The sequence below is a fragment of the Pseudomonas sp. No.21 genome, from assembly GCF_054558415.1.
On record NZ_BAAJNO010000001.1, the window covers coordinates 339724 to 358801 of the forward strand.

General features: G+C 69.0%; 15 protein-coding genes. 13 read left to right on the plus strand and 2 right to left on the minus strand.

All coding sequences use genetic code 11. The features are described 5' to 3' along the window. The first annotated feature begins 90 nt into the window (after window positions 1-90). The 5 genes from ACYJSS_RS01575 (at window position 91) to ACYJSS_RS01595 (ending at window position 5270) form a co-directional block, all read left to right on the plus strand. Window positions 91-999 carry a carbohydrate ABC transporter permease gene (locus ACYJSS_RS01575; RefSeq protein WP_236205249.1) on the plus strand — a complete coding sequence of 303 codons (909 nt, stop codon included), beginning with the start codon at window positions 91-93 and terminating at the stop codon, window positions 997-999. Further along, entirely contained in the window at window positions 992-1837 is an 846-nt protein-coding gene (locus ACYJSS_RS01580) for a carbohydrate ABC transporter permease (protein WP_111259932.1), read from the plus strand. The genes ACYJSS_RS01575 and ACYJSS_RS01580 overlap by 8 nt, the downstream gene beginning before the upstream one ends. Window positions 1838-1883: 46 nt before the next feature. Continuing rightward, complete coding sequence (locus ACYJSS_RS01585; RefSeq protein ID WP_236205250.1) at window positions 1884-3044, plus strand: ABC transporter ATP-binding protein; 1161 nt, start codon at window positions 1884-1886, stop codon at window positions 3042-3044. Between the two features lie 83 nt (window positions 3045-3127). Then, the gene (locus ACYJSS_RS01590; protein ID WP_371921677.1) at window positions 3128-4348 is read left to right on the plus strand and encodes a maltoporin; all 1221 of its coding nucleotides are present in this window, start codon (window positions 3128-3130) and stop codon (window positions 4346-4348) included. Window positions 4349-4370: 22 nt separating this feature from the next. Then, window positions 4371-5270: a D-hexose-6-phosphate mutarotase gene (locus ACYJSS_RS01595; RefSeq protein ID WP_236205251.1), complete on the plus strand. Its 900-nt coding sequence runs from the start codon at window positions 4371-4373 to the stop codon at window positions 5268-5270. A gap of 314 nt (window positions 5271-5584) precedes the next feature. On the opposite strand, the gene ACYJSS_RS01600 is transcribed toward ACYJSS_RS01595, so the two are convergent. After that, window positions 5585-6454 (minus strand): MurR/RpiR family transcriptional regulator, encoded by an 870-nt coding sequence (locus tag ACYJSS_RS01600; RefSeq protein ID WP_236205252.1) that lies wholly within the window; start codon window positions 6452-6454, stop codon window positions 5585-5587. A 174-nt stretch (window positions 6455-6628) separates the two neighbouring features. Here ACYJSS_RS01600 and zwf point away from each other — a divergent pair, with 174 nt between their 5' ends. The 5 genes from zwf (at window position 6629) to ACYJSS_RS01625 (ending at window position 11660) form a co-directional block, all read left to right on the plus strand. Continuing rightward, complete coding sequence (gene zwf, locus ACYJSS_RS01605; RefSeq protein WP_236205253.1) at window positions 6629-8098, plus strand: glucose-6-phosphate dehydrogenase; 1470 nt, start codon at window positions 6629-6631, stop codon at window positions 8096-8098. Further along, complete coding sequence (pgl, locus tag ACYJSS_RS01610; protein ID WP_236205254.1) at window positions 8085-8801, plus strand: 6-phosphogluconolactonase; 717 nt, start codon at window positions 8085-8087, stop codon at window positions 8799-8801. Before zwf ends, pgl begins: the two co-directional genes overlap by 14 nt. Before the next feature lie 16 nt (window positions 8802-8817). Continuing rightward, the gene (locus ACYJSS_RS01615) at window positions 8818-9495 is read left to right on the plus strand and encodes a bifunctional 4-hydroxy-2-oxoglutarate aldolase/2-dehydro-3-deoxy-phosphogluconate aldolase (protein WP_236205255.1); all 678 of its coding nucleotides are present in this window, start codon (window positions 8818-8820) and stop codon (window positions 9493-9495) included. A 141-nt stretch (window positions 9496-9636) separates the two neighbouring features. Then, the gene (locus tag ACYJSS_RS01620) at window positions 9637-11259 is read left to right on the plus strand and encodes an NADP-dependent glyceraldehyde-3-phosphate dehydrogenase (protein WP_236205256.1); all 1623 of its coding nucleotides are present in this window, start codon (window positions 9637-9639) and stop codon (window positions 11257-11259) included. Continuing rightward, the gene (locus tag ACYJSS_RS01625; protein ID WP_236205257.1) at window positions 11259-11660 is read left to right on the plus strand and encodes a DUF4952 domain-containing protein; all 402 of its coding nucleotides are present in this window, start codon (window positions 11259-11261) and stop codon (window positions 11658-11660) included. The genes ACYJSS_RS01620 and ACYJSS_RS01625 overlap by 1 nt, the downstream gene beginning before the upstream one ends. A gap of 582 nt (window positions 11661-12242) precedes the next feature. Here ACYJSS_RS01625 and cra read toward each other — a convergent pair. Further along, on the minus strand, window positions 12243-13232 hold the full coding sequence (gene cra / locus ACYJSS_RS01630; protein WP_236205258.1) for a catabolite repressor/activator: 990 nt from the start codon (window positions 13230-13232) through the stop codon (window positions 12243-12245). A gap of 228 nt (window positions 13233-13460) precedes the next feature. On the opposite strand from cra, the gene ptsP reads away from it, so the two are divergent. The 3 genes from ptsP to ACYJSS_RS01645 are packed head-to-tail and all read left to right on the plus strand — an operon-like array spanning window position 13461 to window position 18990. Further along, window positions 13461-16322: a phosphoenolpyruvate--protein phosphotransferase gene (gene ptsP / locus ACYJSS_RS01635; protein ID WP_236205259.1), complete on the plus strand. Its 2862-nt coding sequence runs from the start codon at window positions 13461-13463 to the stop codon at window positions 16320-16322. Beyond that, a complete protein-coding gene (gene pfkB, locus ACYJSS_RS01640) occupies window positions 16322-17278 on the plus strand; it encodes a 1-phosphofructokinase (protein WP_236205260.1) in 957 nt (318 codons plus the stop codon). The genes ptsP and pfkB overlap by 1 nt, the downstream gene beginning before the upstream one ends. Further along, complete coding sequence (locus ACYJSS_RS01645) at window positions 17275-18990, plus strand: PTS fructose-like transporter subunit IIB (RefSeq protein WP_236205261.1); 1716 nt, start codon at window positions 17275-17277, stop codon at window positions 18988-18990. The genes pfkB and ACYJSS_RS01645 overlap by 4 nt, the downstream gene beginning before the upstream one ends. Window positions 18991-19078: the final 88 nt, after the last annotated feature.

The window sequence follows — 19078 nt, forward strand, 5'->3', positions numbered from 1 at the left end:
TTCGCAACGGTGCCGGCAGGCGCCACGGCTTCCTGCTGCCTGGTTTTGCCTTCCCGGGGCGTCCGGGCGACCTGCCATACGGAGTGATCCATGAGTTCGACCGCCGTCTTCGCCAAGGCTTCACCGCTGGATGCGCTGCAGCGCTGGCTTCCCAAGCTGGTCCTGGCGCCGAGCATGCTCATCGTGCTGGTGGGCTTCTACGGCTACATCCTCTGGACCTTCCTGCTGTCGTTCACCAACTCGCGCTTCATGCCCAGCTACAAGTGGGTGGGCCTGCAGCAGTACGAGCGCCTGTGGGACAACGACCGCTGGTGGGTCGCCAGCCACAACCTGCTGGTCTATGGCGGGCTGTTCATCACCATCAGCCTGGCGATCGGCGTGTTCCTCGCCGTGCTGCTGGATCAGCGCATCCGCCGCGAGGGCTTCATCCGCACCGTCTACCTGTACCCCATGGCGCTGTCGATGATCGTCACCGGCACCGCCTGGAAGTGGCTGCTCAACCCCGGCCTGGGGCTGGACAAGCTGCTGCGCGACTGGGGCTGGGAGGGCTTCCGTCTCGACTGGCTGGTGGACCCGGACCGCGTCGTCTACTGCCTGGTGATCGCCGCCGTGTGGCAATCCTCCGGCTTCGTCATGGCGCTGTTCCTCGCCGGCCTGCGCGGGGTCGACCAATCCATCGTCCGCGCCGCCCAGGTGGACGGCGCCAGCCTGCCGACCATCTACCTGCGCATCGTCCTGCCGAGCCTGCGCCCGGTGTTCTTCAGCGCGCTGATGATCCTCGCCCACATCGCCATCAAGAGCTTCGACCTGGTGGCGGCGATGACCGCCGGCGGCCCCGGCTACTCCTCCGACCTGCCGGCGATGTTCATGTACGCCAGCACCTTCACCCGTGGGCAGATGGGCCTGGGCGCTGCCAGCGCCATGCTCATGCTCGGCGCCGTGCTGGCGATCATCGTGCCCTACCTGTATTCCGAACTGAGGAACAAGCGCCATGACTAGCCTGGCCGGAAAACCCCCGTTCAGCCTCAGCCGCCTGGCCATCCACGCGACCCTGATCGTCGCCTGCGCCCTGTACCTGGTGCCGCTGGTGGTGATGCTGCTGACCAGCTTCAAGACCCCCGACGACATACGCACCGGCAACCTGCTGTCGCTGCCGGACGTGTTCACCCTGATCGGCTGGGCCAAGGCCTGGACCCAGGTCGGCGGCTACTTCTGGAACTCGGTGATGATCACCGTGCCGGCGGTGCTGATCTCCACGCTGCTCGGTGCGCTCAACGGCTATGTGCTGTCCATGTGGCGCTTCCGGGGCTCGCAGCTGTTCTTCGGCGCGCTGCTGTTCGGCTGCTTCCTGCCGTTCCAGGTGGTGCTGCTGCCGGCGTCCTTCACCCTCGGCAAGTTCGGCCTGGCCAACACCACCGCCGGCCTGGTGCTGGTGCACGTGGTCTACGGCCTGGCCTTCACCACGCTGTTCTTCCGCAACTTCTACGTCAGCATCCCCGATGCCCTGGTGCGTGCGGCGCGGCTCGACGGGGCAGGGTTCTTCACCATCTTCGGGCGCATCCTGCTGCCCATGTCGGTGCCCACCGTCATGGTCTGCCTGATCTGGCAGTTCACCCAGATCTGGAACGACTTCCTCTTTGGCGTGGTGTTCGCCAGCGGCGACAGCCAGCCCATCACCGTGGCCCTCAACAACCTGGTCAACACCAGCACCGGGGCCAAGGAATACAACGTCGACATGGCCGCCGCGATGATCGCCGGCCTGCCGACCCTGCTCGTCTACGTATTCGCCGGCAAGTACTTCCTCCGGGGGTTGACGGCTGGCGCGGTCAAGGGCTGAACGCCGCTGCGCGTGCCCGCGACGCTACTCATTTGTGGAGATTGATATGGCAACCCTCGAACTGCGCAACGTCAACAAACGCTACGGCAGCGGCCTGGCCGACACCCTCCGGGACATCGAACTGTCCATCGACTCGGGCGAATTCCTGATCCTCGTCGGCCCCTCGGGCTGCGGCAAATCCACCCTGATGAACTGCATCGCCGGGCTGGAAGACATCACCGGCGGCGCCATCCTGGTCGACGGCGCCGACATCAGCGGCATGAGCCCCAAGGACCGCGACATCGCCATGGTGTTCCAGTCCTACGCCCTGTACCCGACCATGAGCGTGCGCCAGAACATCGCCTTCGGCCTGAAGATCCGCAAGCTGCCTGCCGCCGAGATCGAGGCCGAAGTCAGCCGCGTGGCCAAGCTGCTGCAGATCGAGCACCTGCTCGAACGCAAGCCCGGCCAGCTCTCCGGCGGCCAGCAGCAGCGCGTGGCCATGGGCCGGGCCCTGGCGCGGCGGCCGAAGATCTACCTGTTCGACGAGCCGCTCTCCAACCTCGACGCCAAGCTGCGGGTGGAGATGCGCACCGAAATCAAACTGATGCACCAGCGCCTCAAGACCACCACCGTCTACGTCACCCACGACCAGATCGAAGCCATGACCCTGGGCGACAAGGTGGCGGTGATGAAGGACGGTGTCATCCAGCAGTTCGGCACCCCGCAGCAGATCTACAACGACCCGGCCAACCTCTTCGTCGCCGGCTTCATGGGCTCGCCGCCGATGAACTTCATCCCCCTGCGCCTGCAGCGCCGCGACGGCCAGCTGTGGGCCCTGCTGGACAGCGGCCAGGCCCGCTGCGAGCTGCCCCTGGGCGAGCTGGGGGAGGGCATCGAAGGGCGCGAAGTGATCCTCGGTGTGCGCCCCGAGCAGATCCTCGCCAGCGCGCCGGCCGACGCCAGCCTGCCGAGCATCCGCGCCGAGATCGAAGTCACCGAGCCCACCGGCCCCGACACCCTGGTGTTCACCAGCCTCAACCAGACCAAGGTATGCTGCCGCCTGGCGCCGGACGCCGCGCCGCAGATAGGTGAAACCCTCTCGCTGTATTTCGATCCCACCAAGGTATTGCTCTTCGACGCGCAGAGCGGCGAGCGGCTGGGTGGGCTGGGAAAGTCACGAACCGCTGAGCGCGCGGGGAATGTCGCGCAGTTCAAGGGGCGTTGAAAGGAAGGCCGCCCCGGCTGCCATCCGAGCCCAGGGACGGCCCTGATATCCAAGGCAATACAACAATAAAAACTGGAGTGGATATGAACGTGAAGAAGAGTTGGTGGATGCTGCCCTGCGCCATGCTGGCGCTGCCCGGAGCGGCCAATGCACTGGAATTCACCGGCTACATGCGCAGTGGCGCCGGCAGCTCCACCGACGGCGGCACCCAGTCGTGCTTCCAGCTGCCGGGGGCGCAGTCCAAGTACCGCCTCGGCAACGAGTGCGAGCAGTACATCGAGCTGGACCTGCGCCAGGACGTGTTCAAGCTCGACGACGGTTCGGTGATCAGCCTCGAAGGCATGGCCCAGCTGTACAACCAGTACGGCCATACGCCCAAGTTCACCGGCGACTACGGCTTCGCGCGGATGAACCAGATGTACGCCGAGTGGAGCAACATGCCCGCCCTCAATGGCGGCTCTTTCTGGGCGGGGCGTCGTTTCTACAAGCGTAACGACATCCACATCTCCGACTTCTACTACTGGAACCAGAGCGCCACCGGCTTCGGCTTCGACGAAGTGGCCATCGGCGACCTGAAGTACAGCTACGTCTTCTCGCGCAAGGACAACTACGACCAGAAGCCCTACATCAACCGCCACGACTTCAACGTCGGCGGCTTCCAGACCAACCCCGGCGGCGAGATGGAAGTGGGCTTCAGCTACATCGACAAGCCCGACAGCACCGACGCCCACAGTGGCTGGGCGGTGACCGCGCAGCACAAGCAGAAGCCCTTCGCCGGCGGCGCCAACACCTTCGCCCTGCAATACGGCCGCGGCCCGGGCACCGGCCTGGGCTACACCGGCGACCCGACCCTGGACAACAGCGCCTCCAGCTGGCGCGCCGTGGAGTTCTTCGACTGGCAAATCACCCCGCGCTTCGGTGGCCAGTTCGAGGTCGTCTACCAGAAGGACAAGCGCCCGGACGGCGCCGACCAGAACTGGCTGTCGGTGGGCGTGCGCCCGGTCTACGCCATCACCGAGCAGTTCAAGCTGGTCACCGAACTGGGCCGCGACCAGGTGGAAGCCCCCGGCGGCACCCGCAAGCTGACCAAGTTCACCATCGCCCCCACCTGGTCGCCCGCCGGCCCGGGCTTCTGGGAGCGCCCGGAAATCCGCCTCTACTACACCTACGCCAGCTGGAACGAAGCGGCGCAGCGTTCGGCCAGCCTGCTGGCGGCCGGCTCGGCGCTCTCCGACACCGGCGCCTACGGCACCGACCTGCACGGCTCCAACGTCGGCGTGCAGATCGAGTACTGGTGGAAGTGAGCCTGCGCGGCGCGGCCCTGCGATGAATCGTGGCGAACCGCGCCGCCATGGCCTGGAGCTGGCGGCGACGGAGACGGCGGAGCATCCGCTCGCCGGGCTCTTCGTCCCCGGTGTGCGCCAGGTCTTCCGCTGGGGCAGCGAGCAGGGGCGCGAGCTGCTGCTGATCGATCACCCGCGCTGCCGCGCCATCTTCGCCCGCCAGGGCGGCCAGCTGCTGCACTTCCAGCCGCGCGGCGAACGTCCGCTGCTCTGGTGCGCCGCGCGCTGGCCCAGGCTGGGTGCGATCCGTGGCGGCGTGCCGGTGTGCTGGCCCTGGTTCGGTCGCCACCCGCAGGAAAGCGGCTGGCCCCACCACGGCTGGGCACGCCTCACCGACTGGCGCCTGCAGGAGCGCGAAAGCTCGGACGCCGGCGTGCGCCTGCGCTGGCGCCTGGCCCTGCATGACTGGGAGGTGGAGCTGCAGGCGGAGCTGGGCGATGAACTGGCGCTGACCCTGACCACCCGCCATGGCGACCAGGAACCCTGCGTGCTCAGCCAGGCGCTGCATGCCTATTGGCGCATCAGCGACATCGCCCGGGTCGCCGTGCTGGGGCTGGAGGGTGCCAGCGGGCAGGACCTGCTCAACCGCCAGCGCTTCACTCAGCAGGGCGAATTGCGGCCGATGGAAGGCTGCCACCGCGTCTTCGACCACACCGGCCCGCTGCACCTGCAGGACGCTGGCTGGCAGCGCCGTTTGCGCATCGACACCGGCGGCTCGCCCAATACCGTGGTCTGGCACCCCGGCGGCCGCCCCCTGGCCGACGTTGGTTGGAAGGAAGGCCTCGGCTTCGCCAGCATCGAAGCCGCCGCCTGCGGCACCGGCAGCCAGGTCCTCGCGCCCGGGGAAGAAGCGCGCATCCAACTGCGAGCAAGGGTGGAGTGAATCGGCAGGTAGCCCGGGCTTCAGCCCGGGAGCGGGCATTCCCGGGCTACGAAACTCGACAGGATGAACGCGTGCCGTAGGGTGTGCCGTGCGCACCTCCGCTCGGTGCTTCCGGCGAGTCCGAGGTGCGCGCAGCACACCCTACATCCGGAGTGAACGGCGGCTGCATGCTCCGAGGCCTGGCTGTGCTCACTCCTGGGGGGCAAAAGCAACGCCATGCTCCAGGAACGTGGATGTTTACTCGCGAACGCGCCATCCCCCGACCACCGGCCCCGAATCAATCCCGCCACCCTGGGTCTGCCTTTTAAAGGGCCTCAGCCCGGCTCTTCGTCCGATGGGTAGCGGCTGGCGTTGAGGCTTTCCTTGATCTTGCGCAGGTGCGGCTGGAAGTCGACGCCGCGGCGCAGGGTCACGCCGGTGGCCAGCACGTCGAGCACGGTGAGCTGGATGATGCGCGAGGTCATCGGCATGTAGATGTCGGTGTCCTCCGGCAGGGGGATGTCCAGGCTCAGGGTGCTGGCGCGGGCCAGCGGCGAGCCGGCGGCGGTCAGGCCGAGCACCGAGGCGCCGTTCTGCCGCGCCAGGCGCGCCACTTCCACCAGCTCGCGGGTGCGGCCGGTGTAGGAAATGATCACGAACAGGTCGCCGGTGTGGGCCACCGAGGCGAGCATGCGCTGCATCAGCACATCGGAATGGGCCGAGACGGCGAGGTTGAAGCGGAAGAACTTGTGCTGGGCGTCCAGCGCCACCGAGGCGGAAGCGCCCAGGCCGAAGAAATGGATCTGCCGGGCCTGGATCAGCAGGTCCACGGCGCGGCTGATCAGCTGCGGGTCGACGGCGTTGCAGGCGCTGTCCAGGGAGGCGATGGCGCTGCCGAAGATCTTGCGCGTATAGGCCTCGGGGCCGTCGTCCGCCTCTACCGCGCGGCTGACGTAGGCGGCGCCGCTGGCCAGGCTCTGCGCCAGCTGCATCTTCAGCTCCGGGTAACCGTTGACGCCGAAGGAGCGGCAGAAGCGGTTCACCGTCGGCTCGCTGACGCTGGCGGCCTGGGCGAGGGCGGCGATGCTGAAGCGGGTCGCCTGCTGTGGGTCCTGGAGAATGACTTCGGCGACCTTGCGTTCGGCCTTGTTGAGGTCTTCGAGTCGTCCCTGGATCTGCTCCAGAAGATTGCGTACGCGGTCCATGTAGGTTCCTTGCAAGGGGCCTGCAAAATCGGTGGCCTATCGTAATGAGGGGCACCGACCAGAGCCAGAGGTAACAGGAGGGTGACAAAATGTTGTTCTTATTACTACATTTATTCTTGAAATGGCCATTCTCACCGTGTATTTCTAGTTCAACCTCGTAAAAGAACAATCATTATGGCTTCCTTATCCGTAGAACCCTGCACCTTCGCGTTGTTCGGCGCCCTCGGCGACCTGGCCTTGCGCAAGCTGTTCCCGGCGCTCTACCAGCTGGACCGCGCCGGCCTCCTGCACGCCGACACGCGCATCCTCGCCCTGGCCCGCGAAAGCGGGGAGGGCGGCGCCCGCCTGGCATCCATCGAGGAACACCTGCGTGGCTACGTGCCGGAGCGGGAGATCGACGCAGACGTGCTGCAGCGCTTCATGGCGCGGCTGAGCTACCTGCCCATGGACTTCCTCCACGCGGAGGGCTACCAGGTGCTGGCCGAGCGCGTCGGCCCCGAGGAGCGGCTGATCGCCTACTTCGCCACGCCGGCTTCGGTCTATGGCGCCATCTGCGAGGGCCTGGCCCGCGCCGAGCGCGCCCGCCACACCCGCGTGGTGCTGGAGAAACCCATCGGCCACGACCTGGAATCCTCGCGTCGGGTCAACGACGCGGTGGCCGTGCATTTCCCCGAGAACCGCATCTACCGGATCGACCACTACCTGGGCAAGGAGACGGTGCAGAACCTCATCGCCCTGCGCTTCGCCAACAGCCTGTTCGAAACCCAGTGGAACCAGCACCACATCTCCCACGTGGAAATCACCGTGGCCGAACAGGTGGGCATCGAGGGGCGCTGGGGCTACTTCGACGAAGCCGGCCAGCTGCGCGACATGATCCAGAACCACCTGCTGCAGCTGCTCTGCCTGATCGCCATGGACCCGCCCAGCGACCTCTCCGCCGACAGCATCCGTGACGAGAAGGTCAAGGTGCTCAAGGCCCTGGCGCCCATCACCGCTGCCCAAGTGGCGCAGCAGGTGGTACGCGGCCAGTACATCGCCGGCAGCACCCAGGGCCGCCCGGTGCCGGGCTACCTGGAAGAAGAGAACTCCAACACCCAGAGCGACACCGAAACCTTCGTCGCCCTGCGTGCCGACATCCGCAACTGGCGCTGGAACGGCGTGCCTTTCTACCTGCGCACCGGCAAGCGCATGCCGCAGAAGCTGTCGCAGATCGTCATCCACTTCAAGGAGCCGCCGCACTACATCTTCGCCCCCGAGCAGCGCCCGCTGATCAGCAACCGGCTGATCATCCGCCTGCAGCCCGACGAAGGCATCTCCCTGCAGGTGATGACCAAGGACCAGGGCCTGGACAAGGGCATGCAGCTACGCAGCGGCCCGCTGCAGCTGAGCTTCTCCGACACCTACCGCAGCGCGCGGATCCCCGATGCCTACGAACGCCTCCTGCTGGAGGTGATGCAGGGCAACCAGAACCTCTTCGTGCGCAAGGACGAAATCGAGTACGCCTGGCAATGGTGCGACCAGCTGATCGACGGCTGGAAGCAGCTGGGCGACTCCCCCAAACCCTACGCGGCCGGCACCTGGGGGCCGGTCGCATCCATCGCATTGATCACCCGTGACGGCAGGAGCTGGTATGGCGATCTGTAATCTCGACCTGCCCACGCAGGTCACCGGGGTCAGCCTCGGCAGCCCCGAACAACTGGCCGGCGAACTGGCCCTGCACGTGGCCGGTGCCCTGCGCTCGGCCATCGAAACCCATGGCGTGGCCTCCCTCGTGGTGTCCGGCGGGCGCAGCCCCATCGCCTTCCTCGAGCGCCTGTCCGCCCAGGAGCTGGACTGGTCCCGCGTGGCCGTGAGCCTCGCCGACGAGCGCTGGGTGCCGGTCGGCCACGCCGACAGCAACGAAGGCCTGGTGCGTCGCCACCTGCTGCGCGGCCCGGCGGCCAAGGCACGCTTCATCGGTCTCTATCACTCCGCCGCCAGCCTGGACGAGGCGGCGCGCCTGGCCGATGCCGCGCTTGCCGAGTTGCCGCAGCCCATCGACGTGCTGGTGCTGGGCATGGGCGAGGACGGCCACACTGCCTCGCTGTTCCCCAAGAGCCCCGGCCTGGACGACGCCTTGAGCCACGCCTGCACCCGGCGCTGCGTGCCCATGCAGGCGCCGAGCGTGCCGCGCCAGCGCCTGTCCATGCCGTTGCCGCTGCTGGCCGGCGCGCGCCTCACGCTGCTGGCGGTGCAAGGCCAGGCCAAGCTCGACACCCTGGCCACCGCGCTGGCCGGTGAAGACGTGGCGGCCATGCCCATCCGCGCCTTCCTGCGCCAGCCCCTCGAGATCTACTGGTGCCCCTGAGCCCGAAGGACCTGTCATGACCGCGAATCCCTCTCCATCGCGCAACGTGCCGAGCATGGCCGAGAAGGTCGAGATGATCGACCGGCTCTGCGCCGAAGCCCGCATCCTCCCGGTGATCACCATCGAGCGCGAGGAACACATCCTGCCCCTGGCCGATGCCCTGGCCGCCGGTGGCCTGCGCGCCCTGGAAATCACCCTGCGATCCGAGCACGGCCTTACCGCGATCCGCCTGCTGCGTGAACAGCGCCCGGACCTGCTGATCGGCGCCGGCACCGTGCTGGACGAACAGATGCTCGCCGACGCCGAGGCCGCAGGCGCGCAGTTCATCGTCACCCCCGGCTGCACCGCCGAGCTGCTGGATGCCGGCCGGCAAAGCCCGCTGCCGTTGCTGCCCGGCGTCGGCAGCGCCTCGGAAATCATGCTCGGCCACGCCCGTGGCTATCGGCGCTTCAAGCTGTTCCCCGCCGAAGTGGTGGGCGGTGCGGCGGCCCTCAAGGCCTTCGCCGGGCCCTTCCCGGGCATCCGCTTCTGCCCCACGGGCGGCGTCAAGCCGGACAACGTGCGTAACTACATGGCCCTGCCCAACGTCATGTGCGTGGGCGGCACCTGGATGATGGAAAGCGCCTGGGTGCGCGCCGGCGACTGGGCGCGCATCGAAGCCACCACCGCCGAAGCGCTCAGGCTGCTGCAGTGATGCCGCGTTTCGCGCGGGTGTCGGTGGTGTCCACCGTCATTCCCGCGAACGCGGGAACCCACTGAACGAGCGGAACCCACTGAAAAGCACAGTGCAGCGACGCCCCCAACAAGCAACACAGACCCCAGCGAGGATCGCCCCATGTCCCGTTTCGCCCCCGAAACCCTGTTCCCCCATGCCGACGACATCCCCGAAGCCTGGCGCCTCGGCGCGCCGGCGGAGCAGCGCGAATACCTGGTGGACGGCGAGCTGCGTCGCTGGGACGGCCCGCTGGCCACGGTGCGCAGCCCGATCTTCCTCAAGGGCGAGCAGGGCGAGGAACAGGTCATCCTCGGCAGCACGCCGCTGCTCGATGCCGATGCCGCGCTGCAGGCGCTGGACGCCGCCGTGCGTGCCTACGACAACGGCCAGGGCGCCTGGCCCAACCTGCGTGTAGGCGAGCGCATCCACCATGTCGAGCTGTTCCTGGCGCGCATGCGCGAGCGGCGCCACGAGGTGGTGCGCCTGCTGATGTGGGAGATCGGCAAGAACCTCAAGGATTCCGAGAAGGAGTTCGACCGCACCTGCGACTACATGGTCGACACCATCAACGCCCTGAAGGAGCTCGATCGCCGCTCCAGCCGCTTCGAACTGGAGCAGGGCACCCTCGGCCAGATCCGCCGCGTGCCCCTGGGCGTGGCGCTGTGCATGGGCCCCTACAACTACCCGCTGAACGAGACCTTCACCACGCTGATCCCGGCGCTGATCATGGGCAACACCGTGGTCTTCAAGCCGGCCAAGTTCGGCGTGCTGCTCATGCGCCCGCTGCTGGAAGCCTTCCGCGACAGCTTCCCGGCCGGCGTCATCAACATCATCTATGGCCGTGGCCGCGAGACCGTCAGCGCGCTGATGGCCAGCGGCAAGGTCGACGTCTTCGCCTTCATCGGCACCAACAAGGGCGCCAGCGACCTGAAGAAGCTGCACCCGCGCCCGCACCGCCTGCGCGCCGCCCTGGGGCTGGACGCCAAGAACCCCGGCATCGTCCTGCCGCAGGTGGACCTGGACAACGCCGTCAACGAGGCCGTCACCGGTGCGCTGTCGTTCAACGGCCAGCGCTGCACCGCGCTGAAGATCCTCTTCGTCCATGAAGACGTGCTCGAACCCTTCCTCGCGCGCTTCAGCGCCAAGCTTGCCGCGCTCAAGCCGGGCATGCCCTGGGAAGACGGCGTGGCGCTGACACCGCTGCCGGAACCGGGCAAGGTCGACTACCTCGCCACCCTGCTGCAGGACGCCACCGCCAAGGGCGCCCAGGTGGTCAACGAGGGCGGCGGCCAGAGCCGCGAGAGCTTCTTCTACCCGGCACTGCTGTGCCCGGTGAGCCCGGACATGCGCATCTACCAGGAAGAGCAGTTCGGCCCGCTGGTGCCGGTGGTGCCGTACCGCGATGTGCAGGTCGCCATCGACTACGTGCTGGATTCCGACTACGGCCAGCAGCTGTCGATCTTCGGCAACGACCCCGCCGAGGTCGGCCGCCTGGTGGACGCCTTCGCCAACCAGGTGGGGCGCATCAACATCAACGCCCAGTGCCAGCGCGGGCCGGACACCTTCCCCTTCAACGGGCGCAAGAACTCCGCCGAGGGCACCCTGTCCGTGCACGACGCGCTGCGCACCTTCTCCATCCGCACCCTGGTGGCCACGCGCTTCCAGGAAGACAACAAGACGCTGATCAGCGAGATCATCCGCAATCGCGAATCCAGCTTCATCAGCACCGACTACATCTTCTGATGCGCCTGGCCCCGATCCTCGCGCTGCTGCTCCTGGCCGGCACCGCACACGCGGCGGAACCGGCCTGCGGCGACCTCCTCGAACAGCTCGGGGTCGAGTCGCCCGGGCTGCACTTCGAGGGCTGCAAGCTGGAGGAGGGTGGCCAGCTGCGCCAGCTGGTGGCCGAGTACCTGGTACCCGGCCCCCAGGCCCATGGCGTGGAAAAGTTGCTGCACCAGCGCTTCGGCCTGCAGCCGCTGCGCTTCATGTGTTGCGGCTGGGACACCCGGCCCGCCAGCGCGCCCCACGCCAGCGGCCGGCCCTACGAAATCCGCATGAGCTCAGGGGAAACCCTGGAGAAGGACTGGGCGCGCATCGACCGCTTCCACGTCAGCGTCACCCTCTATCTCGAAGACCCATAGTCAGCCGCCGAGCATCGCTGCGTTGGGCTTCGCAACGCTCGGCGCCAACCTCCGGAGCAGACCCGTGCGTAGGGTGGATGACGCTTTTTTCATCCACCGGCGGTGTTGTTTGTGACACCGAGTTGGGGCAGCCCTGCGGCCTGCCTGGCGACTGAAGTCGCCCCTACGTCGCCCCTACAAGGTCGTGCCAAGGGGATTTCTTGTGGGAGCGAATTCATTCGCGATGGGGCGTTTGGGCAGCCGCAGCCACGTGCCGGCTGCGGGTCTTCGCGGCTGAAGCCGCTCCCACAAGGAGAGCCCGCTGCGACGCCAACCTCGGGAGGTGGTCCGGGCGTAGGGTGGATGACGCTTTTTTCATCCACCGGCGGTGTGGTCGGGAAGCGCGGAGTCAAGGCAGTCCTGCGGCCTGCTTGGCGACTGAAGTCGCCCCTACGTCGCCCCTACGAGGTCGTACCACGGTGGGCGGTTTCTTGTGTGCGAATTCATTCGCGACGGCTCCGTCTCGGGCTGAAGCCCGGGCTACGGCAGCCGTGCAGGGCGGGTGAGCCCCGCTAAACCACACCGGGTAACGCGATGTATCCTTCAGCCTCCGCGCCTCACCTGCAACCTTCGCGGTATCGCCAGCACCCCTGGCTGGTAGTCCCCGGCGATGGCCTGCAATGCACGCTCCAATACCTGTTCGGCGATCAGCTCGTGCTGCTGGCGCATGGAGTTCACCGGCAGCGGCAGGAAGTCCAGCAACTGGGTGTCGCCGAAGGTGCCGAGCTGCAGGTGCTGCGGCCAGGTGCCGTTCTCGCGCAGCACATCCAGCACGCCGGCCAGCAGCACGTAGGCGGTGGTCACCAGTGCATCCGGCAGGCGGCCCTGGCGCTCCAGCAGTTCCTGCATCATGCGCCGCCCGCACTCACGGCTGAATTCGGCGCCGCATTGCACGAGAGTCTCGCCGCCAAAGCCGGCCAGCGCGGCTCGGAAGCCCGCCTCGCGGTCGCGGCTGATGGGCAGCTCCGGCCGCGCGCCGAGCAGCGCCACCTGGCGCGGCAGCGGGTTCAGCAGGCTGCGGGTGAGCAAGTGGGCGGCCTGGTGGTCATCGCTCACCACCGAGCAGAAGCGCGCCGGGTCCAGCTCGCGGTCGACGGCGATCACCGGCAGCCCGGCGTGCAGCAACGCGCCCAGGCCCGGGTCCTGGGGCGGCAGGCAGCTGGCGACGATCAGCGCATCGCAACGCCGCGCGCTGAAAAGCTCCAGCAACTGGCGCTCGCTCTGCGGCTCGTCGTCGGAGCTGGCGATCAGCAACTGGTAGCCCCGCGCCCGCGCCTGCTGCTCCAGCAGCTTGGCCAGGCGCGCGTAGCTGGGGTTCTCCAGGTCCGGGAGGATGAAGGCCAGGGTGCGCGTCTGCCCACGGCGCAAGCCGGCGGCATGGGGATCGGGGCGGTAGCCGTGGGCATCGACCACCGCGCGCACTCGCTCGACGGTGGCGGGGGAGATGCGCTTTTCCTCGGCCTTGCCGTTGACCACGTAGCTGGCCGTGGTGACCGAGACGCCGGCCAGCCGGGCGATGTCGCTGAGTTTCAAATGCCGATTCCTTGTTCCTGCGCCTGCCCGGGGCACGGCGTGCGATTCATCGCATGGGCTTCAAGCCGCGAAGAATATCGAGTAACGTGCCGCCCGTTTAGTGAAACGATTCAGCAGGCGCTTTGTCCAGATAGTCGCGGGCCCTCTGCCAGGGTTCGGACAGCGCCTAAGCTGAAGATTCATCGCACAACGACAAAAGGGCCCCAAGGCCCGCGTGGAGGAAACGGCATGCTCGAACTCACCCCGGCATTGGTGTCCATGGGCCTGGCGGCGGCGGACAAGGGCGCCGCCCTGCAACGGGTGGCCGACCGGCTGGTGGGGGATGGGCTTGCCGCCGAGGGCTACCTGGCCGCGCTGCAAGCGCGTGAAGCGCAGGGCTCCACCTACCTGGGCCAGGGCCTGGCCATTCCCCACGGCACGCCGGAAACCCGGCATATGGTCCATGCCACCGGCGTGCGCCTGCTGCACTTCCCCGAAGGCGTGGACTGGGGCGACGGCCAGCGCGTGTACCTGGCCATCGGCATCGCCGCGAAATCCGACGAGCACCTGCGCCTGCTGCAACTGCTCACCCGCGCCCTGGGCGAAGGCGACCTGGGGGACGCACTGCGCCGCGCCGAATCCGCCGACGCCATCATCGCGCTGCTCCAGGGCGGCCCTGGCGAGCTGGCGCTGGATGAGCAACTGGTGGCGCTGGGCAGCACCGCCGAAGACTTCGACGAACTGGCCCTGGAAGGCGCGCGCCTGCTGCGTCGCGCCGGCTGTGTCGACAAGGGTTACGCCAACCAGCTGTTGCAGGGCGAGGCGCTGCCCCTGGGCGAAGGCCTCTGGTGGCTGGACAGCGATCAGGCGGTGAGCCGCCCCGGGCTCGCCTTCGTCGCGCCGCGCACGCCCCTGCGCCATGAGGGCCAGCCCCTGGCCGGGCTGTTCTGCCTCGCCAGCCGGGGCGATGCCCATGTGGCGCTGCTGGAGCGTCTCTGCGCGCTGCTGATCGAAGGCCGTGGCGCCGAGCTGGCCCGTGCCGCCGATCGCCGCCGGGTGCTGGAGACCCTGGCGGGCGACGCCACGGCCGACTGGCCGAGCCTGCGCGTGCCCCTGGCCAACGCCCACGGCCTGCATGCCCGCCCGGCCAAGGAGCTGGCACAGCTGGCCAAGGGCTTCGCCGGGGACGTCCGCGTGCGCGTCGCCGACAGCGGCCTGCCCGCGGTCAGTGCGCGCAGCCTGAGCAAACTGCTGGGCCTGGGCATCCGCCGCGGCCAGGTGCTGGAGCTGCTGGCCGAGCCGGGCATCGCCGACCAGGCCCTGCCGGTGCTGCGCCAGGCGGTGGAGCAGGGCCTGGGCGAGGAGGTGGAGCCCCTGGCGGACGGTGTCCCCGAACAGCCCGAAGCCGAGCAGCCGGAAGCCGCCCCCGCCGCGCCGCCGCCCGGCAGCCTGCTCAACGCCGTGCCGGCCGCGCCGGGCATCGCCATCGGCCCGGCCCATGTGCGGGTGGTGCGGGCGTTCGACTACCCCGCCCGGGGCGAGACGCCCGCCAGCGAGCGCAAGCACCTGCACCAGGCACTGGCCCAGGTGCGCGCGGAGATCGAGGTGCTGGTGCAGCGCAGCGAGGTGAAGGCCATCCGCGAGATCTTCGTCACCCACCTGGAAATGCTCGCCGACCCGGCCCTGGGCGATGAGGTGGAGGCCCGGCTGCAGCGTGGCGAGAGCGCTGCAGCCGCCTGGGCGGGTGTGATCGGCACCGCCGCCGCCCAGCAGGAGTCCCTGCAGGATGCGCTGCTGGCCGAGCGCGCCGCCGACCTGCGCGACGTCGGCCGCCGCGTGCTGGCCAAGCTCTGCGGCGTCGAGGAGCAGGCCGAGCCCGAACGCCCCTACGTGCTGGTGCTGGACGAAATGGCGCCCTCCGACGTCGCGCGGCTGGACCGTACCCGCGTGGCCGGCATCCTCACCGCACGCGGCGGCGCCACCTCCCACAGCGCCATCGTCGCCCGCGCCCTGGGCATTCCCGCCCTGGTCGGCGCCGGTGCCGGGGTGCTGGCCCTGGAGCCGGGCACGCCGCTGCTGCTGGACGGCGGCCGTGGGCGCCTGGTGGTGGCACCCGAACAGGCGCTGCTGGAGCGCGCCCGTGCCGAGCACCAGGACCGCGAGCGCCTGCTGCGCGAGGCCGAGGCGCACAAGCTGGAGCCGGCCCGGACCCGTGACGGCCACAGCGTCGAGGTCTGCGCCAACCTGGGCGACGCCGCCGGCGCCGTGGCGGCGGTGGAGCAGGGCGCCGAGGGCGTCGGCCTGCTGCGCACCGAATTCATCTTCATGGCCCATTCCCAGGCGCCCGACCTGGCGACCCAAGAGGCCGACTACCGCAAGGTGTTCGACGCCCTCGACGGCCGCCCGCTGGTGGCGCGCACCCTCGATGTGGGCGGCGACAAGCCCTTGCCCTATTGGCCCATCGCCCACGAGGAGAACCCCTTCCTCGGCCTGCGTGGCGTGCGCCTGACCCTGCAGCGGCCCAAGGTGATGGAAACCCAGTTGCGCGCCTTGCTGCGTGCCTCCGAAGGCCGGCCGCTGCGCATCATGTTCCCCATGGTCGGCAGCGTTGCCGAATGGCGCCAGGCCCGCGACATGGCCCTGCGCCTGGCGGAGGAAATCCCCCAGGCCGACCTGCAGCTGGGGATCATGGTCGAGGTGCCGTCCGCGGCGTTGCTGGCCCCGGTGCTGGCGCGCGAGGTGGACTTCTTCAGCATCGGCACCAACGACCTGACCCAGTACGCCCTGGCCATCGACCGTGGCCATCCGACGCTCTCGGCCCAGGCCGATGGCCTGCACCCGGCCGTGCTGCAACTCATCGAGCTCACCGTGCGTGCTGCCCATGCGCGGGGCAAATGGGTGGGGGTGTGCGGCGAACTGGCCGCCGACCCGCTGGCGGTGCCGCTGCTGGTGGGGCTGGGGGTGGACGAGCTCAGCGTCGCGGCGCGCAGCGTGCCCGAGGTCAAGGCGCGTATCCGCGAGCTCAGCCTGGCCGACGCTCAGGAACTAGCAGGCGTGGCGCTGGCGGCGGAAAGCGCCGAAGCGGTACGCGCCCTGGCGGAGAAATTCTGATGGCACGCATCCTCACGCTCACCCTCAACCCGGCGCTGGACCTCACCCTGCGCCTGCCGCGTCTTGAGCCCGGTGCGGTCAACCGCGGCCAGGCGCTGGTCAGCCACGCCGCCGGCAAGGGCCTCAACGTCGCCCAGGTGCTGGCCGACCTGGGCCACTCCCTCAGCGTCAGCGGCTTCCTCGGCGCCGGCAATGCCCAGCCCTTCGAGGCGCTGTTCGCCCGGCGCGGCTTCCACGACGCTTTCGTCCGCGTCGAGGGCGAAACCCGCAGCAACCTCAAGCTGGCCGAGGACGATGGCCGCATCACCGACATCAACGGCCCCGGCCCGGACGTGGACGCTGCCGCGCGGGACGAACTGCTGCGCCGCCTCGACGCCCTGGTGCCCGGGCACGACCTGGTGGTGGTGGCCGGCAGCCTGCCACGGGGCGTGGACGCCGACTGGTTCGCCACGCTGCTGCAGCGCCTGCATGGGCTGGGCGCACGGGTGGCGCTGGACAGCAGCGGGGCGGCCCTGCGCGCCGGGCTCGCCAGCGCGCCCTGGCTGGTCAAGCCCAATGTCGAGGAACTGGCCGAAGCCTGCGGCCACCCCGTCGACGGCCTGGCCGAACAGGCCGAGGAGGCCGCGCGCCTGCAGGCCGCCGGCATCGAGCACCTGGTGCTGTCCATGGGCGCCGAGGGCGTGCGCTGGTTCAACCGGGGGCAGGCCCTGCAGGCGCGGCCGCCCAAGGTGCAGGTGGCCAGCACCGTGGGCGCCGGTGATTCGCTGCTGGCGGGCATGGTCCACGGCCTGCTGGCCGGCTGGCCCGCCGAGCGCACCCTGGCCCATGCCACCGCCATCGCCGCCCAGGCGGTGACGCAGATCGGTTTCGGCATCAATGACCGGGCGCAGCTGGCGTCGCTGGAAAGCGGCGTCGTCGTGCAGCCCGCAGAAGAACGACACGAGGTTCCCCGATGAGATTCGTCCTTGTCACCGCCTGCCCCAACGGCGCGGTCAGCAGCCTGATCAGCGCGCGCCTGCTGGAGGCCGCCGCTCGCCGCCTGGGCTGGGCGCCTCAGGTGGAAATGCCCGGCGGCGAAGCCGTGCCCGCCGAAGCGCTGGCGGCTGCCGACTGGGTGCTGGTGGTGAAGACCGGCCCGCTGGACCTCGCGCGTTTCGCCGGCAAGCGCCTCTACCTGGCCACCCCGGCCGAGGCCCTGCACGAGCCGGAAGCCTTCCTCCAGCGTGCCGAGCGCGAGGCCCAGGTACGGGCCGAGCAGGCCGCGCCCGTGCCTGCCGTGGCCAGTGAGCGGCCACGCCTGGTAGCCGTCACCGCATGCCCCACGGGCGTCGCCCACACCTTCATGGCCGCCGAGGCGCTGAAGCAGGCCGCCGCGCGCCTGGGCATGGAACTGCAGGTGGAAACCCAGGGCTCGGTGGGTGCCCGCGACCCGCTGTCGACGGAGGCCATCGCCGCTGCCGATGTGGTGCTGCTGGCCACCGATATCGAAGTGGACACCGCCCGCTTCGCCGGCAAGCGCGTCTACCGCTGCGGCACCGGCGTCGCCCTCAAGCAGGCCGACGCCACCCTGCGCAAGGCCCTGGCCGATGCCCAGGTGCAGCAGGCCGGCAAGCCCGGCAGCCCCCAGGCCGAGGGCCAGGGTGAAGCGAAAGGTGTGTACAAGCACCTGCTCACCGGTGTGTCGTTCATGCTGCCGATGGTGGTGGCGGGCGGCCTGCTGATCGCCCTGTCCTTCGTCTTCGGCATCGAGGCCTTCAAGGAGCAGGGCACCCTGGCCGCCGCGCTGATGCAGATCGGCGGCGACACGGCCTTCAAGCTGATGGTGCCGCTGCTGGCCGGCTACATCGCCTATTCCATCGCCGACCGCCCGGGCCTGGCGCCGGGGATGATCGGCGGGCTGCTGGCCGCCACACTGGGCGCAGGCTTCATCGGCGGCATCATCGCGGGCTTCCTCGCCGGCTACTCGGCCAAGGCCATCAGCCGCTGGGTGAGGCTGCCGCAGAGCCTTGAGGCGCTCAAACCCATCCTCATCATCCCGCTGCTGGCCAGCCTGATCACCGGCCTGGTGATGATCTACGTGGTCGGCAAGCCGGTGGCCGGCATGCTCGCCGCGCTGACCCAGTTCCTCGACGGCATGGGCAGCACCAACGCCATCCTCCTCGGCGTGCTGCTGGGCGGGATGATGTGCGTCGACCTCGGCGGGCCGATCAACAAGGCCGCCTACGCCTTCTCCGTCGGCCTGCTGGCCTCCCACAGCTACGCGCCCATGGCCGCCACCATGGCGGCCGGCATGGTGCCGCCCATCGGCCTGGGCATCGCCTGCCTGCTGGCCCGGCGCAAGTTCGCCCAGAGCGAGCGCGAGGCCGGCAAGGCGGCGCTGGTGCTGGGGCTGTGCTTCATCTCCGAGGGCGCCATTCCCTTCGCCGCCAAGGACCCGCTGCGGGTAATCCCCGCCAGCATCGCCGGCGGCGCGCTCACCGGTGCGCTGTCGATGTACTTCGGCTGCAAGCTCATGGCGCCCCACGGCGGGCTGTTCGTGATGCTCATCCCCAACGCCATCAACCACGTGCTCGCCTACCTGCTGGCCATCGTCGCCGGCAGCCTGGTCACCGGCCTGCTCTATGCCGCGCTCAAGCGCGGCGATAGCCAGGAGTTAGTGCCCTCGTAGGATGGGTAGATCGGAGTGAAACCCATGCGGCGGTGCCTCGCACCCGATGGGTTTCGCCGGGCTCTACCCATCCTACGGACTCGTCCAC

Bases quoted from the DNA above. Each gene is read 5' to 3' on its own strand.
- ACYJSS_RS01575 (WP_236205249.1), top strand. From the start codon at position 91: ATGAGTTCGACCGCCGTCTTCGCCAAGGCTTCACCGCTGGATGCGCTG.
- ACYJSS_RS01580 (WP_111259932.1), top strand. From the start codon at position 992: ATGACTAGCCTGGCCGGAAAACCCCCGTTCAGCCTCAGCCGCCTGGCC.
- ACYJSS_RS01585 (WP_236205250.1), top strand. From the start codon at position 1,884: ATGGCAACCCTCGAACTGCGCAACGTCAACAAACGCTACGGCAGCGGC.
- ACYJSS_RS01590 (WP_371921677.1), top strand. From the start codon at position 3,128: ATGAACGTGAAGAAGAGTTGGTGGATGCTGCCCTGCGCCATGCTGGCG.
- ACYJSS_RS01595 (WP_236205251.1), top strand. From the start codon at position 4,371: ATGAATCGTGGCGAACCGCGCCGCCATGGCCTGGAGCTGGCGGCGACG.
- ACYJSS_RS01600 (WP_236205252.1), bottom strand. From the start codon at position 6,454: ATGGACCGCGTACGCAATCTTCTGGAGCAGATCCAGGGACGACTCGAA.
- zwf (WP_236205253.1), top strand. From the start codon at position 6,629: ATGGCTTCCTTATCCGTAGAACCCTGCACCTTCGCGTTGTTCGGCGCC.
- pgl (WP_236205254.1), top strand. From the start codon at position 8,085: ATGGCGATCTGTAATCTCGACCTGCCCACGCAGGTCACCGGGGTCAGC.
- ACYJSS_RS01615 (WP_236205255.1), top strand. From the start codon at position 8,818: ATGACCGCGAATCCCTCTCCATCGCGCAACGTGCCGAGCATGGCCGAG.
- ACYJSS_RS01620 (WP_236205256.1), top strand. From the start codon at position 9,637: ATGTCCCGTTTCGCCCCCGAAACCCTGTTCCCCCATGCCGACGACATC.
- ACYJSS_RS01625 (WP_236205257.1), top strand. From the start codon at position 11,259: ATGCGCCTGGCCCCGATCCTCGCGCTGCTGCTCCTGGCCGGCACCGCA.
- ptsP (WP_236205259.1), top strand. From the start codon at position 13,461: ATGCTCGAACTCACCCCGGCATTGGTGTCCATGGGCCTGGCGGCGGCG.
- pfkB (WP_236205260.1), top strand. From the start codon at position 16,322: ATGGCACGCATCCTCACGCTCACCCTCAACCCGGCGCTGGACCTCACC.
- ACYJSS_RS01645 (WP_236205261.1), top strand. From the start codon at position 17,275: ATGAGATTCGTCCTTGTCACCGCCTGCCCCAACGGCGCGGTCAGCAGC.